This is a genomic window from Sedimentitalea xiamensis, from assembly GCF_030164465.1.
Classification (GTDB): domain Bacteria; phylum Pseudomonadota; class Alphaproteobacteria; order Rhodobacterales; family Rhodobacteraceae; genus Sedimentitalea; species Sedimentitalea xiamensis.
In genome coordinates this window covers 1-13961 of the sequence record NZ_JASNJE010000020.1, presented here as the reverse complement: position 1 = coordinate 13961, position 13961 = coordinate 1, and the positions used below count along the sequence as shown (strand labels likewise).

At 65.1% G+C, this 13961-nt stretch carries 13 protein-coding genes; 6 read left to right on the top strand and 7 right to left on the bottom strand.

Annotated features, from left to right (window positions below):
* Window positions 1-86: 86 nt before the first annotated feature.
* A complete protein-coding gene (locus QO034_RS15210; RefSeq protein ID WP_284486384.1) occupies window positions 87-1094 on the top strand; it encodes a helix-turn-helix transcriptional regulator in 1008 nt (335 codons plus the stop codon).
* Between the two features lie 334 nt (window positions 1095-1428).
* On the opposite strand, the gene QO034_RS15205 is transcribed toward QO034_RS15210, so the two are convergent.
* Window positions 1429-2745 carry an NAD(P)H-dependent oxidoreductase gene (locus QO034_RS15205; protein ID WP_284486383.1) on the bottom strand — a complete coding sequence of 439 codons (1317 nt, stop codon included), beginning with the start codon at window positions 2743-2745 and terminating at the stop codon, window positions 1429-1431.
* Window positions 2746-2835: 90 nt separating this feature from the next.
* On the opposite strand from QO034_RS15205, the gene QO034_RS15200 reads away from it, so the two are divergent.
* Window positions 2836-3597, top strand: a complete 762-nt coding sequence (locus QO034_RS15200) for a GntR family transcriptional regulator (protein WP_284486382.1) — start codon at window positions 2836-2838, stop codon at window positions 3595-3597.
* The gene (locus tag QO034_RS15195) at window positions 3594-4394 is read left to right on the top strand and encodes a phytanoyl-CoA dioxygenase family protein (protein WP_284486381.1); all 801 of its coding nucleotides are present in this window, start codon (window positions 3594-3596) and stop codon (window positions 4392-4394) included. The genes QO034_RS15200 and QO034_RS15195 overlap by 4 nt, the downstream gene beginning before the upstream one ends.
* A 174-nt stretch (window positions 4395-4568) precedes the next feature.
* Here the strand turns inward: QO034_RS15195 and QO034_RS15190 are convergent, their stop codons facing one another.
* From QO034_RS15190 to QO034_RS15165, 6 genes are read right to left on the bottom strand one after another with little or no spacing between them, the layout of a single operon-like run.
* Window positions 4569-5789: a four-carbon acid sugar kinase family protein gene (locus QO034_RS15190; RefSeq protein WP_284486380.1), complete on the bottom strand. Its 1221-nt coding sequence runs from the start codon at window positions 5787-5789 to the stop codon at window positions 4569-4571.
* Window positions 5789-7051 carry a ribulose-bisphosphate carboxylase large subunit family protein gene (locus QO034_RS15185; protein ID WP_284486379.1) on the bottom strand — a complete coding sequence of 421 codons (1263 nt, stop codon included), beginning with the start codon at window positions 7049-7051 and terminating at the stop codon, window positions 5789-5791. Before QO034_RS15185 ends, QO034_RS15190 begins: the two co-directional genes overlap by 1 nt.
* Entirely contained in the window at window positions 7051-7590 is a 540-nt protein-coding gene (locus QO034_RS15180; protein WP_284486378.1) for a VOC family protein, read from the bottom strand. The genes QO034_RS15185 and QO034_RS15180 overlap by 1 nt, the downstream gene beginning before the upstream one ends.
* Before the next feature lie 7 nt (window positions 7591-7597).
* Window positions 7598-8875: a TRAP transporter large permease gene (locus QO034_RS15175; protein WP_284486377.1), complete on the bottom strand. Its 1278-nt coding sequence runs from the start codon at window positions 8873-8875 to the stop codon at window positions 7598-7600.
* Window positions 8872-9399, bottom strand: coding sequence for a TRAP transporter small permease (locus QO034_RS15170; RefSeq protein ID WP_284486376.1), 528 nt, complete (start codon window positions 9397-9399; stop codon window positions 8872-8874). The genes QO034_RS15175 and QO034_RS15170 overlap by 4 nt, the downstream gene beginning before the upstream one ends.
* A gap of 5 nt (window positions 9400-9404) precedes the next feature.
* Entirely contained in the window at window positions 9405-10421 is a 1017-nt protein-coding gene (locus QO034_RS15165) for a TRAP transporter substrate-binding protein (protein WP_284486375.1), read from the bottom strand.
* Between the two features lie 155 nt (window positions 10422-10576).
* Between QO034_RS15165 and QO034_RS15160 the strand changes: the two genes are divergently transcribed.
* From QO034_RS15160 to panC, 3 genes are all read left to right on the top strand, one after another.
* A complete protein-coding gene (locus QO034_RS15160; RefSeq protein ID WP_284486374.1) occupies window positions 10577-11593 on the top strand; it encodes a LacI family DNA-binding transcriptional regulator in 1017 nt (338 codons plus the stop codon).
* 524 nt (window positions 11594-12117) lie between these two features.
* Complete coding sequence (panB, locus tag QO034_RS15155) at window positions 12118-12945, top strand: 3-methyl-2-oxobutanoate hydroxymethyltransferase (RefSeq protein ID WP_284486373.1); 828 nt, start codon at window positions 12118-12120, stop codon at window positions 12943-12945.
* Entirely contained in the window at window positions 12942-13829 is an 888-nt protein-coding gene (gene panC / locus QO034_RS15150) for a pantoate--beta-alanine ligase (protein WP_284486372.1), read from the top strand. Before panB ends, panC begins: the two co-directional genes overlap by 4 nt.
* Window positions 13830-13961 lie beyond the last annotated feature (132 nt).

Genomic DNA, 13961 nt, shown 5'->3' with positions numbered 1-13961 from the left:
TGCGGGATCCCCGGTCACTGGTGCTGCGTGCGGATGACTGCGGTTCGGATGCCTCGGATGTCCCTTGTGTGCGGGAGAGTTCGGAAATGATTGAAATCTACGGTCGCAACCTCGAAGAGGACATCGTCCGTTCCGGCCTTGTGGCTGCCTACGGCAGTCACACGGAGGGGCTGCGGGCGCTTCGCTTTTCGGATCGGCAGGAAGGTTATTTCGCCGCCAATGGCGGGCTTTTCGGGGATGGGCATGTCTCCGTCACCGATGCCCTTGCCTCCAATTGCATCTTCCGGATGCCGGACAGCGAAATCATCAGGTATGAGAAGGTGGCCCGCGGCACGATGGGCATTGACCATGGGACGGACAGCTTTGACGCCTGTTCCGGCGCGGCTGTTATCGTCGGGCCCGGCGCGGTCAGCTTGCGGATGCAGACGACATCGCATCGCATGCGCGGCATCGCAACGACGATATCCACGGAGCGGCTGGACCAGTTCCTCCTGCAAGGCAACGAGCGGCGCATTGGTCCGGTGGAATTCACGCTGATCGAAAAGTCCGGCGCAAAAGGCCCCGATGGTCCGCTGATCTCCCTGACCGAACATGCGTCGGCGCATCTGGACTACTATTCGCTTGAGACTTCGGAGCAACAACGCCGCCTGTTGGAGGCGCTTATCGTGGAAACATTCGTCCAACTGCTGTTGGCGACCAATGCGGTGAAGTTGTGCCCGGAACGGATCGAAGGTTCGGCGAAAGTCGTTCGGCGCGCGCAGGAGTTTGTGTGCCAGAATCTCGGCGCTCCCCTTACCATATCGGACATTGCCCGTGAGGCGGAAGCCAGCATCAGATACCTGCAGCTCTCGTTCAAACAGATCCTCGGCTGCACGCCCAGGGCATTTCTTGCCGCCCAGCGTCTGGAAGCCGCCCGCGAAATGTTTCTGGCGCGGCCATTTTCCACCGTCACCGAAATCGCCGGGGAATGCGGCATAGCCCATCTCAGCCGATTCGCGCATGAGTATCGCCGTCGTTACGGCGAACTGCCTTCCGCGACGCTTCGCAGATCGCAAGCCGGCAGGCGGGAAACTTCCGGCCGGAAACCGAATTGAACCCCGGCAGGCGTCGGTGTTGGAATGGCGGTCACCTCTGACGTTCAGGCGCTTGGCGCGCGCGTCGGACGACGGGGACGATGGCGCCTTGAAACCCTTGCCCGTGCGACCGGTCATGGAACTTGCGCTCACCGGAAACCGGCACCGCGCGAAGCTGCCGGGCGTTCCCGCTCGCGGCCACTCTCACGGTTTCGATCGCCGTCTTGCAGGCGGGAGCCACCGACGGATGCCGTTGGTTTCGGTTCTTCGTGCCGCGCCGCGGCTTCGCCAATGCGGCGTTTCGGTTGCCCGGATCGGCACGATACGGAACAGAAGCGTCGTGAAGAGATTAACTTCAAACCACCGTTTGCTGGAAGCGGTGCTCCATCTCGCGGCGGATCTTCACGGCATCGGCGGTTTCGTCGATCCCGACATCGCTCCATGTGATCGGCTGTCCCTCGGCAATGCCGTTTTTCAGTTTCACACCATGCGCAAGGCCGATCGGCAACCCGCCCAGCCTGAGGGACGACCTGGCCGGCAGCAGCTTGCCCCAGACCGTAAACCCGCCTTCACCGTCGAGCGTCTCGCCGGCAGCCAGGTTGCGCTTGGCCGTGGCCACCACGTCACCCGCAAATGACAAGGTGGATCCGGTCGGTTTGCCGAGCAATGCGGCAGACAGGATCGAGACATTCAGCTCAAGCCCGATGAGGTGGAACGGCTTGTACATCGCGGAATATCGCCCGGTGGCGTCCGTGTTCATGCCGTATTGCTTGAAACAGGCCGCCGCATAGTCATTGGGCGCTTCAATCACCACGTAGACGCCCCAGCGAAGATCGCGAAACACCGGCCGCCCGTCCCGTTCCAGCGACGAGACCACTTCGACCATGCCTTTGCCCGCAAGCTGCCCCCCATCTGCGGCGGGCCGCAGGACATGCGCCAGATCGTCCATGCCAGCCGGCGGAAAGAGCAGCCCGTCAACCGGAGGCGCGAGACCCGTCGCATTGGCAATCGCAGCCATTTCCAACGCGGACTTCGTGCCATCAAGGAAGCTGTTGAACATCTGCGGGTTCATCCCGGCCTCTGCGGCCTGCGCGGTGGTCAGCCCGTAGTGATCCCAAACGGTGTCGGGGGTCGAGGCGTGGTAATCCGGCAAGTATTTCGTGCCCTTGCCCGCCGCAACAACGGTGAACCCGCACGCCCGCGCCCATTCAACCATTTCACAGGTCAGGGCCGGCTGGTCGCCATATGCCATGGAGTAGACGACCCCGGCGGCGCGCGCTTCTTCCGCAAGAAGAGGCCCGGCCAACACATCGGCTTCGACATTGACCATGACGATGTGCCGGCCTTGCCGGATCGCCTCGCGCGCATGCAGCAGGCCGACGACCGGATTGCCCGTGGCCTCGACGATCACATCCACATCGTCGCGGGCCATCATCGCCATGGCGTCATCGGTGAAGACCACGTCATCGATCCGGTCGGCGCTCCAGCCAACGTCGGCGCAGGCCCTGCGCGCGTTGTCCGGCCGCAGATCCGCGATGGCGGCAACCCGCAGGGCCGGTGTCGTCGGAACCTGGCTCAGAAACATGGATCCGAACTTGCCGGCGCCGATCAATCCGACACGCACCGGTTTGTCCTGCGCCGCGCGCGCCAGAAGTTCTTGATAGACAAACATACGATGCCCCCCGGTTGCGCGTCACTTGACACGCTTGCCCCCATTTGAAATTCTGCATTCGGAATTCCAAATTCAGAAATCACGGCTCCGATGTCAACACGGCTCTTTCAGGACAAGGAAAACCAGGGGGCCGAGATGCTGGGTCCGCTCAAATCGGAACCCGCGCTCATAGACCTCGTTCACGGCAAGCTGGTTCAAGCGATCGCGGTCGGCCGCTTGCCGCCGGGAGAGCGGCTGACGCAGGACCGTGTCGCGGAGCTCCTCGACGTTTCGCGTCAGCCCGTGAGCCATGCGATGCAAGTTCTCAAACATCAGGGACTGGTCGTGCAGCATGGGCGCAAGGGGCTGGCCGTCGCACCACTGGACGCACAGCAGATATGGCATCTCTATCAGGTTCGCGAGGTGCTGGACGGCCTGGCAGCCCGGCTCGCAGCGGTCCGCGTGGCATCGGGCGGTGCGGTGCCCGCCGAACTGGACGCCTTGCAAGCAGCATTCGATGCGGGCGCTGCACTGCGCCCGGACGCGGACACGATTGACCTGGTCCACGCGGATGTCGCGTTCCACCGCGCCCTGCACGACCTGTCCGGCAACCCGGAAATTGCGCGCACCGTATCCGAACAATGGCCGCAATTCATGCGCTCCATGGCGGCGGTTCTGGATGACGAGGGGCACAGGGCCATCATCTGGGAAGAACACGCCGCCATCGCCGCCGCGGTTCTCGCAGGGGACGCGGATCTGGCCGAGGCCCGCTCGCAAGACCATGCCCGGCGCGCCGGTGAGGAGATCCGGAACCGCATCGACCAGATGCATGAGCGCCAGGCGCAAACGAACCAGGGAGGAAACGTGACATGAAACTGACAGATGACCAGATCACGCAGTTTGAGGAAGAAGGCTGGATTTTTCTGCCCGAGGCGTTCTCATCGGAAGAGATAGCCGTCCTGAAGGCCGAGGCCGAGCGTATCTACGATGAAGATCGCCCCGAGGTCTGGCGCGAAACCTCGGGCGCGCCGAGAACGGCTTTTGCGGCGCACACCTATAACGAGGCCTTTGGCATTCTGGGGCGCCATCCCCGCCTGATCGAGCCGCTGGAGCAGGTGTTCGGCGAAAAGGTCTACATGCACCAGTACAAGATCAACGCCAAAGCCAGTTTTACCGGGGATGTCTGGCAATGGCATCAGGATTACGGCACATGGGCGCGCGACGATGGCATGCCGGAACCGCGCGCCATGAACATTTCCGTTTTCCTGGACGAGGTCTTCACCTTCAACGGACCTCTGATGCTGATCCCCAGGAGCCACAGGCACGGCGTGCTGCAAGCGGGCCACGACATCTCGACCACCAGCTACCCGCTCTGGACTTTGGACAACGATACCGTGACCCGGCTGGTGGACGAAGGCGGGCTGGTTGTCCCCACTGGCAAGCCGGGCGGCGTGCTGATGTTCCACGGCAATCTGGTGCACGGCTCGGCAGGCAATATCACGCCCTTCCCGCGCAAGATCGTCTACCTCACCCTCAATGCCGTATCGAACTACATCCGCACGCCCACGCGCAAGGAGTGGATTGCGCATCAGGACTTCACTCCCATCGAGGCATGCGAGGACGACGCGTTGACGAAGTTTGCGAGCACCTACAAACACGCCGCCGAATAAGGTTTGCCTCTCGGGATCGGGCACCGACCGGACCAGGGCGCCAGCGGGCTCAATTCTATCGATTCTTCGAAAGCGACGGGTCCAAACGGGCCGTGATCATCGGCAAGCCGGCGCAGTATGTTTCCGAAGAAGAGGCGATGGACCATGTGGCGGACAAGCCCGCGGTTTGTCGCGTCAACGTGACATGTGTTCCGCGAAGCGGTCGAACAGATCGGCGGCACCCATCTGTCCGCCTTTGAGCATCACGCGCATTCCATTGCGCGTCTCTTCCGCGTGGCGCCCAAAGCAGATGCACGCGCCTTGGCCCATATCGGAGAGGTAATCCAGCGCCGTGAAGTCGAGGCGTTTGACGATACGGCTCGAAGTGTCACCTCCGGCAAGGCCAAGAGCGCGGAGCGGGGTTTTCGTCACGATCCCTTCGACCAAGTCGGCACAGGCATCCGCGAGAGCATCGGGGTCGCGGCGGTAATCGGCCTCGGGATCGAGGTGGACGAGAAGCGGCTGATCGGACGAAAGGCGAGCGGCGAGCCTGGCAGGTGTCGCAGGATCGTCGAGCATGTCGGGCGTAAGCGGCACCCGCCTGTAGCGGCGCGCCGCCTTTACCTGGGCCGCGGTAATCGTGGAGCGTGAGCCGGCGAAGCCAAGCAGCGCGCCTTCCGGGGCCGGCGGCGCGGAGATCGTGGCGCCGCCTTGCCCCGCGCCGAGGATTTCAGCGACCGAACTTGCGCCGATCAGCAATTGCCTGCCGCCCACGCGGCGCAAGGCGTCGCGGATGAGGGCGAGATGTTCCGGGCACATCACGTCGATCAATGCGGGGCCGTCGCGCAGCGCGCCGGCGACCCTTCCCGCATCGGTCAGCTCGGGGGCGTTGATCCGGTTCGCCAGTTCGAGGCCCTGCCGCGAAAGGTGCAAGCCCAGGTCGGCCTCCTGCATCGGGGTGACCGGATGACGCGACATCACGGGATGCCGGTCGATCCGGTGGACCGCCCCATCCGGTCCACGGGCGAAGAGCGTCCCGAAAGCGCAGTACCGGCCCAGGCTCGGCTGGCCCCCGATCACCGCCGTCACATCCGGCTGAAACAGCGTCGTGAGCTGCCGGACGACCGCCCCGATCGATCCGACATGCGGCGCGGAATCGAAGGTGGAACAGACCTTGAGATGCAAGACCTCGGGCGACTCGCGGGCGATGGTCGGCCAGAGCGCGGACACGACCTTCCCGGCCCGGTCCGGGGGCAGCGAACGGAGGTCTGTCGCGATGCCCAGCACGTCGAGACCAGCCTCCGGCGCGGCCTCTCCCGTCAGCAGGCGGGTGGCGCGGCCGCCCCTCGCATAGGTGGCCAGGCTGTCGGAAGCGCCGGTGAAATCATCGCCCAGAAAGACGATCCGCGCGCCCATCACCGGCGTCCGAAGAATTCGAGTGCGGCGGCAAGGGCGGGGCGCTTTCTGGCGGCGTCAGCGAGGCTTTCGCCTGAGGAAAACGCCTCATAGGCATCGTGCAGCGAGGCGATGCCGGAAGCCGGCCCGTCGGGATGCGCGAGGATGCCGCCGCCGCACATGAACATCAGGTCCGACGATCCGGCCGCCTCCAGCGCGGAGGCCAGCGTGCCGGCCCATTGACCCGACGAGAAGGCCGGCATCACCGCATCATCCGACCCCTCGGCGAGCGGGGAGAGGCAGGCGCGGGCTGCCTCCGTCACCTCTTCGGGGCTGTCGACGAACTTGCCGCCGATGCCGTGGACATGCATGTGATCGACCCCGGACAGCCTGTAAAGCGCCTGATAGGCCGGGAACGCCATGCCAAGCGCGGAATGGCGGCTCATGGCGCCGAACCCGTTGCGGTGGCCGTGAATGGCGAGCGGTGTGTGGGCGCGCAGGGTCTCCATCGCCGAAAGGCCGCACCAGTTGAGCGAGGCCATGACGCAGGTGCCGCCGTGCCGGGCCACGAGGTCCGCATGGCGGCGCATGGCGTCAAGCTCATCGGTGATGTTGAAGGCCATCATGACGCGGCGGCCCGAACGGTCTTCGGCGCGTTTGATCGCCTCCATCACCAGAGGGACACGGGCGGAAAGCGGGGCGACATCCGGGTTGGCGCAGATTTCGTCATCCTTGATGAAATCCACCCCGGCGGCACAGAGATCCGCCACCAGCGTGGCAATTGCCTCGGGTGTCATGCCGACATTGGGCTTGATTATGGTGCCGAATATCGGGCGCCCCTGCACGCCGAGACTGGCGCGGGTTCCGTCTATCCCCTGCGCGGGCAGCGGGTAGCGGGTGCGATACTCCGGCGGCACTTCGACGTTCAGCAGCTTCAGCCCCGTCACCTCGCCGAGATCGAAGAGGTTGCCCGAGACCGTGGAGGCCAGCGTCGGCAGGTTCTTCCCAATGTTGCCCACCGGGAACGCGATGCTCACTCTTGCGCGGCGGAACGGCCCTGGCGCCCCCTTTCGGGCAATGTAGGCGGAGCCGAGCGACGGCGTTTCCACCTCGCCCAGTTCCTCGACGCGCAGCACCTCCGCCGCCGACCGGGCACGCAGTTCGTCGGTCTCTCCCGCCACGCGCACGAAGGTGCCGGACGATTGCTCGCCCGCCATCGTCGCCGCCACATCGGCCAGCGGAAACGGCGTCTCGATCAGGTAGTCTGCGGTGATGCGTTCCATCAGATCGCGGCGAGATCGGGGAAGGGGCGCACCGGGTCGGCGCCGTCCCAGTCCACGGCGGCCCCGCGGATCATGTCGAACATGCGGCCCTTGGGGCCCATCACCTCGGAGAGTTCGATGCAGGTGCCCGGATGATGCTCTTGCGCGAAGTAAACGAAGCGCCCGTTTTCGCCCACGGTTCCCGACATCTTCACCGTGAAGCCGCGCGCTTCCATCATGGTCAGGTCATCGTCGAACTGCGTCGTCCAGAATGCGACGTGCTGCAGCCCGCGCAGGCCCTTCAGCATGAAGTCGCGATACATCGACGGCACATCGTTGCGGGTCTGGATCAGCTCCACCTGCATCTCGCCCGAGTTGGCCAGCGCCACCGAATTGTGCGGCTCGTAGCTCTGCCCGTCATAGGTGTAGTCCACGATCGGCACCTGCGGGTTGTAGAACCACGGGCCCACGCCCATGACCTCCGACCAGTGTTTCATGCCGGCCTCGATATCGTCCACGACGATGCCAAGCTGGCGGATCGGGCCGAGAAGGTTGCTCATGGGCGCCTCATTTCATCAGGGTTTCGGGAAGCCAGGTCGACAGCGCCGGAACGGCGGACACGACCAGAAGCGAAAGGATCAGCGGGATGAAAAAGGGCATCACCCCGGCGATCACGCGGGTCACCGGCATCCTGGTGATGATGGTGATCATGTAGAGGCTCATGCCGACGGGCGGCGTGAGCAGGCCGATCATCAGGTTCAGCACGAAGACGATGCCCAGCTGCAACGGGTCCACCCCCGCCGCCGTCAGGGCGGGCGCGATGATGGGCGCGATGATCAGGATGGCGGCGATGCTTTCGAGCACCATGCCGACGACCAACAGCAGGACGTTGACCAGCAAGAGCAGCAGCAGCGGGTTCTCGGTAAGGCCCAGCAGCAGGGCGGAAACCTTCATCGGCACCTGGTCCAGCGTCAGCACCCAGGCGAAGAGGGCGGCGGTGGCCACGACGAAGAGGATGTTCGCGGTCGACGTCGTGGTCTCCTTCAGCGCCTCGACGAGTCCGCGGAGGGTGAGGCTGCGGTAGATGACCACGCCGATGAAGAGCGCATAGGCCACGGTGACGCCCGCCACCTCGGTCGGCCCGAAGTAGCCAGACATCAGCCCTCCGATCAGCAGCACCGGGGCCAGAAGGGCAGGGAAGGAGATGGCCGCCTTGCGGGCCACGTCGGAGGGGCGGGCCGCAATGGTGTCGCGCGGGAGCGATTTTACCCGTGCCAGCACGCCCACCTGCACCATCAGCAGGGCCGTGAGCAGCAGGGCGGGGACGATCCCGGCCAGCAGAAGCTGCACGGCGGAGACATTGGCGACCGAGGCGTAGATGATGATCGGGATCGAGGGCGGGAAGATCGGGCCGATGGTGGCCGCGGCCACCGTGAGGCCGGCGGCGAACTCGGGGCGGTAGCCCTGGCGCGTCATCTGGTCGATCTGGATCTTTCCCAAAGCGCCGATGTCGGCCAATGCCGCGCCCGATACGCCGGAGAAGATCAGGGAAACGAGGATCGACACCTGCGCCACCGCGCCCCGGATCCGGCCCAGGACCATGCGCACGAGGTCGAAGAGATGGGTCGTCACGCCGGTCGCATTCAAGAGCGCGGCGGCGAAGATGAAGAGCGGCACAGCCAGCAGCGGCGAACTGTCGAGCGCGTTCAGGCTGCGTTGGGCCAGCACCGAGACGGGCAGGCCCTCGCTCACGATCACCACGGCGGCCGAAAGCCCGAGGCACACCGCCACCGGCGCGCCTGCGATCAGCAGGACGAAGAAGATGGACAGCAGGAGGGCGGTCATGCGGTTTTCAGGGCCTCTTCCTCGCCCGTCTCGCCGTAGGGCGCGCTGGGATCCGCGCCGCGCAGGGTGGCGACGATCCGGTCCAGCGCCACGAGGGCGAGGAACAGCGAGCCGGTGAGCGCGAGCGAGTAATAGACCCAGTTGGGAACCCGCATCGCGGGGGTCAGGAACTTGCCGGCGCGCGGCAGGAACTCGGCGAAGCTCCAGAGCAGCAGCGCCGCAAAGGCGAAGGCGGCGATATCGGCCAGCAGCTGGAACCAGCGTCCGGCACGGGGACCGAGCGCATCTGGCAGCATCGTCACCGCCACCAGCGATTGCCGCCCGGCGAGCAGCGGCACCGACAGAAACACCAACCCGATGCAGGAAAACCGGGCCATCTCATCGGCCCAGGGCAGGCCGATATCGAGGAAGTTGCGCGCCGCGACCTGAAGCACCACCAGACCCGCCATGAGGGCGAGGAGGGAAAGGCCGAGCCCCACCCCCCATCCTGCCACGCGGGCCAGTATCTGCCGGACGCGGTCCATGCCGATCAGGCCGAGATGGCCGCGATCTTGGCGTAGAGGTCGCCGTATTCGGCACCGAAGCGTTCCTCGACCAGTTGCGACACGTTCTCGCGGAAGCTTGCCAGGTCCAGCCCGTCTTCCTCGCCGATCACGGTCATGCCGAGATCGCGAAGCTGTTGGGTCTCGCTTTCCTCGTTGTCGAGAATCGCCCCGGTGGCCTTTTCGCGGGTCTGGCTGGCGGCCTCGCGCACGGCGTCCTTCTGGGCGTCGGTCATGCCTTGCCAGACATCCTCGTTCATCACCACAACCTCGGCGTTGCTCATGTGGCCGGTCAGCATGAGGTGGCTCTGCACCTCGTAGAGCTTGACGTTCAGCACCACGTTCACCGGGTTCTCCTGACCCTGCACCACGCCGGTCGCCAGCGCCGTGGGCACCTCGGACCAGTCGACCGGCACGGCGACGGCGCCCATGCCTTCCACGGCGGTCGTGTAGATCGGGAAGGGCACGGCGCGGATCTTTACGCCTTCGAGGTCTGCCGGGCCCATGACTGCCTTGTTGCAGGTCAGGTTGCGGCGGCCGAAGTAGTGGGCGTAGATCACCCGCACGTTGGCGGCGGCAATCAGGCCTTCGTTCAATTCCTGCATCACCGGGCTTTCCACGTCGGTCACCGCCATCAGGTGGTCGATGTCGCGGTAGAGATAGGGCGTGTCGAGCGCGGCGAAGGGCTGATAGAGCGATCCGAGCGCGCCGGCGGTGTTGTGCGAGAACGCAATGGTGCCGAGCGAGACGGCCTCGGCCAGTTCCTGCAGCTTGCCCAACTGGCTGTTCGGAAAGACCTGCACCGCGATGTCGCCGCCCGAGGTCTGGCCGAGGGCTTCGGCGAACCAGTCGGCCTGCGCACCGGCAACCGAGGCGACCTCGTTGTTGTGGCCATAGCGCAGGTTGGTCTGCGCGAGAACAGGGCGCGTGATGAACGGTGCCGCCAGCGCGGCGCCGCCCAGGGCCAGCACGGAGCGGCGGTTGAACCCGTTGAAATCAGTCATGTGTCTCCTCCCGAGATATGTGAGACTTTGTGAGGTATAAAGGACGGCTCCTCTGCCCTCATTCCCCCTCAAAATTTGGCATTTGACGAATGATATGAGTTATGGTCATGATTGGTCCAGATCTTTGAGTTGATGGTTTTTGAGGGGTCATCCGTATGCCGGAAAGTGGGCTGAAGCCTCTGCTCACCGATATCGCGGCGCAGGCGAATGTCTCGCTCGCCACGGTGGATCGCGTGGTCAACCGACGCAAGGGCGTGTCCGACCGCACCCGCCGCCGCGTGCTCGAGGTGGCCCGCGACCTGGGTTACATCGGCGAGGAGGAAGCCGCGCATATCGGCGCGGAGCGCGCGCTGAACATCACCGTCCTCCTGCCTGCCGGCACCAACCCCTACCTCCGTCTGCTGGGCGAGCGGGTCAAGGCGCGGATCGGCCTTGCCGGGGCGAGCGACCCTTTCCTGCGCTGCCTCTTCATCGAGAGCTTCAACGCCGAGGCGCTGGCCGAGGCGCTGCGCAAGAGCGCCGACTGGGCCGATGGAATCGCCTTTTTCGCCATCGAGCATCCCGAGGTGCGGGCGGCGGCGGCGGAGGTGGCGGCGCGTGGCGTCCGGCTCGTCACCATCGTGTCGAACCTCGGCGAGCGCGCGGGCGTGGCCCATGTCGGGCTGGACAACCATGCGGTAGGCCGAACGGCGGGTCTGCTCGTGGGCCGTCTCGCCGGCCGCAGCGAGGGCGCAGTGGCGCTGGTCGCCGGCTCCCGCAAATACCGCGCCCACAGCGACCGGGAGGCGGGCTTCCTCAGTCTGATCGAAGAGTTGTTCCCCAGGCTCACCCTCGTCGGCCTGCGCGAAGGCCATGACGACGCCGGGGAAAACTATCGCCATACCCTGGCCCTGCTCGACCAGCAGTCGGATCTGGTGGGGATCTACAATGTCGGGGGATCCTCGGGCGGGATAACCCGCGCGCTACGCGAACGGAAACGGCAGGATATCGTCTTTGTCGGCCACGGCCTGACCGCAGATACCCGCCGCGCCCTTCTCGATGGAACCATGGACGCGGTTTTCGATCAAGACCCCGACCTGCTTCTCGATCGTGCCATTCTCAACCTGACACAACCGGAATCGCGACCCAATCCGCTCAAGGCCGACATATATTTCCGCGAGAACCTGCCCTGATCCGCCTGGCGGGTTTCAGGCGCGCTGTTGCACGGGCCGCTATTTCATTCAGGAAGCAGGCGCGCTGATGCCGAAGGTAGCCTGTCCTGCCGCAAAAGCGCCTTGCCAGAGGCCGCAACAAGCTTCCAGCGGCCAGGTTTCGGGTGGCCAACAGGCCAGAGCGCAACGAGGCACTTCGTGGCCGTGGCGATCTGACGGTCTGGTTTGAAGAAAGTGCAAGCGTGAAGTGGCGCGGCGGTCAGGCCAGGTATTCCGTCTTCACTATCGAGGTCTGCCTGATCTTGAGGGGATACACCCCGCCAATATTTACATAAGTCTCATTATTGGAATGATGATTGGCAATTGTCAGGTTTCCAGCCAACCTGCGCGGCGCAGGGGTCCCGACGGCCGGGATGTTGCAATCGCTCCGGCCCGGAACATGCTCAGGGAGCACGCGGATTTCGGAGACGGCCCTGAAACACCGCACTTGCGATACCCACCCCGAACCCCTACTGAATTGACCTTGCGTAAGCCGGGAGATCGAGATGAGCCAGTCCGCACCGCAGAAGGCCCTGAGCGCCACCGACATCCGGGCCAGGAAAGGCGCGGAACCGCTGGTCTGCCTGACCGCCTATACGACGCCCGTCGCCAAGATCGCTGACACGCATTGCGACCTTCTCCTTGTCGGCGACAGCGTTGGCATGGTGCTGCACGGGCTGCATTCGACACTCGGCGTGACGATGGAGATGATGATCCTGCATGGCCAGGCCACGGTCCGCGGGGCCGAACGGGCGCTGGTGGTGGTGGACATGCCGTTCGGCAGCTACGAGGAAGGCCCGGCCCAGGCTTTCCGCAACGCCGCACGGCTTATGGCCGAAACCGGCGCCGGCGCGGTCAAGCTCGAGGGCGGGACGCATGTGGCCGACACGATCCGCTTTCTCACCGCGCGCGGTATCCCGGTGATGGCGCATGTCGGCCTGACGCCGCAGGCGGTGAATGCCATCGGCGGCTACCGGGTGCAGGGGCGCGGCGCCGATGCGGAGCGGATTCGCGCGGATGCCCGCGCGGTGGCCGAGGCCGGGGCGTTTTCCGTGGTGCTGGAGAAGGTGCCCGCCGCGCTGGCCGACGCGATCACGGCCGAGATTGCCATTCCCACGGTCGGGATCGGGGCCTCTGCCGGCTGCGATGGCCAGATCCTGGTGATCGACGACATGCTGGGGCTGTTCGATGCGTTTAAGCCGAAATTCGTGAAACGCTATGCGCATCTGGCCACCGATGCATCGGCCGCCATCGCCGCTTATGCATCCGAAGTGCGCGCCCGGACCTTTCCGGCCGCCGAGCACATGTTCGACGACGAAGGGGCCGGCTCATGAAGATCATCCGCCGCAAATCCGACCTGCGGGCCATGACGGGAAACTGGCGCCGATCGGGCGAGACCATCGGTGTTGTCCTGACCATGGGCGCGCTGCATCAGGGCCATCTGAGCCTGGTGGAAACCGCGAAGGCCCGGGCGGATCGGGTGATCGTCACCATCTTCGTCAATCCGAGGCAGTTCAACAACCCCGAGGATCTGGAGAAATACCCGCGCACCGAGGACAGCGACGCGCAGAAGCTCCTGCCGTTTGGCATCGACGTGCTCTATGTGCCGGAACCGGAAGAGATCTATCCCGACGGGTTTGCCACCACGATCTCGGTCACGGGTGTGAGCGAAGGACTCTGCGGCAATACCCGCCCCGGCCATTTCGACGGGGTGGCGACGGTTGTGACCAAGCTGCTGATCCAGACCGAGGCTGATTTCTCGTTCTTTGGCGAGAAGGATTTTCAGCAACTCCAGGTCGTCCGCCGCCTGGCCGTTGACCTGGATCTTGGCACCGAAATCATCCCCTGCCCCACGATGCGCGAAGAGGACGGGCTGGCCATGTCGTCCCGGAACCTGCGCCTGGATGCCGAGGCGCGTGCGACGGCACCTGCGATCCGCCGGGCGCTCGCAGCGGCTGCCGCCGCCCTTGAGCGTGGCGATACCGCATCGGATGTCCTGCGGCGCGCGCGCCGTGATCTGGTCGGGGCCGGGATTGCCGAGATCGACTATCTCGAACTGCGCAGCGACCCCGATCTCGGGCCGCTCGCGCAGGCCGACCGTCCGGGGAGACTCTTCGTGGCCGCCTGGCTGGATGGTGTTCGGCTGATCGACAACCAGCCCGTCAGGGCGGTGGCGCGCGCGTCAAGGACCGGCAACAGACCGGTCGAACCCGCATGAAGCCCGCCGCGGCAAGATCGCCAGGATCGTGCCGGTGCGGCGTTCTGGGACGGACAGTGTTTCGATCATCTTTCCCTGCCTTTCGCCATCATGCCGCCGCCTGTTGCGGAAGGGCGATGTCGGCGAGTGTCG

What these genes read in the sequence shown, in the direction of transcription:
- QO034_RS15210 (WP_284486384.1), top strand. Translation starts at nt 87, where the DNA reads ATGATTGAAATCTACGGTCGCAACCTCGAAGAGGACATCGTCCGTTCC.
- QO034_RS15205 (WP_284486383.1), bottom strand. Translation starts at nt 2,745, where the DNA reads ATGTTTGTCTATCAAGAACTTCTGGCGCGCGCGGCGCAGGACAAACCG.
- QO034_RS15200 (WP_284486382.1), top strand. Translation starts at nt 2,836, where the DNA reads ATGTCAACACGGCTCTTTCAGGACAAGGAAAACCAGGGGGCCGAGATG.
- QO034_RS15195 (WP_284486381.1), top strand. Translation starts at nt 3,594, where the DNA reads ATGAAACTGACAGATGACCAGATCACGCAGTTTGAGGAAGAAGGCTGG.
- QO034_RS15190 (WP_284486380.1), bottom strand. Translation starts at nt 5,789, where the DNA reads ATGGGCGCGCGGATCGTCTTTCTGGGCGATGATTTCACCGGCGCTTCC.
- QO034_RS15185 (WP_284486379.1), bottom strand. Translation starts at nt 7,051, where the DNA reads ATGGAACGCATCACCGCAGACTACCTGATCGAGACGCCGTTTCCGCTG.
- QO034_RS15180 (WP_284486378.1), bottom strand. Translation starts at nt 7,590, where the DNA reads ATGAGCAACCTTCTCGGCCCGATCCGCCAGCTTGGCATCGTCGTGGAC.
- QO034_RS15175 (WP_284486377.1), bottom strand. Translation starts at nt 8,875, where the DNA reads ATGACCGCCCTCCTGCTGTCCATCTTCTTCGTCCTGCTGATCGCAGGC.
- QO034_RS15170 (WP_284486376.1), bottom strand. Translation starts at nt 9,399, where the DNA reads ATGGACCGCGTCCGGCAGATACTGGCCCGCGTGGCAGGATGGGGGGTG.
- QO034_RS15165 (WP_284486375.1), bottom strand. Translation starts at nt 10,421, where the DNA reads ATGACTGATTTCAACGGGTTCAACCGCCGCTCCGTGCTGGCCCTGGGC.
- QO034_RS15160 (WP_284486374.1), top strand. Translation starts at nt 10,577, where the DNA reads ATGCCGGAAAGTGGGCTGAAGCCTCTGCTCACCGATATCGCGGCGCAG.
- panB (WP_284486373.1), top strand. Translation starts at nt 12,118, where the DNA reads ATGAGCCAGTCCGCACCGCAGAAGGCCCTGAGCGCCACCGACATCCGG.
- panC (WP_284486372.1), top strand. Translation starts at nt 12,942, where the DNA reads ATGAAGATCATCCGCCGCAAATCCGACCTGCGGGCCATGACGGGAAAC.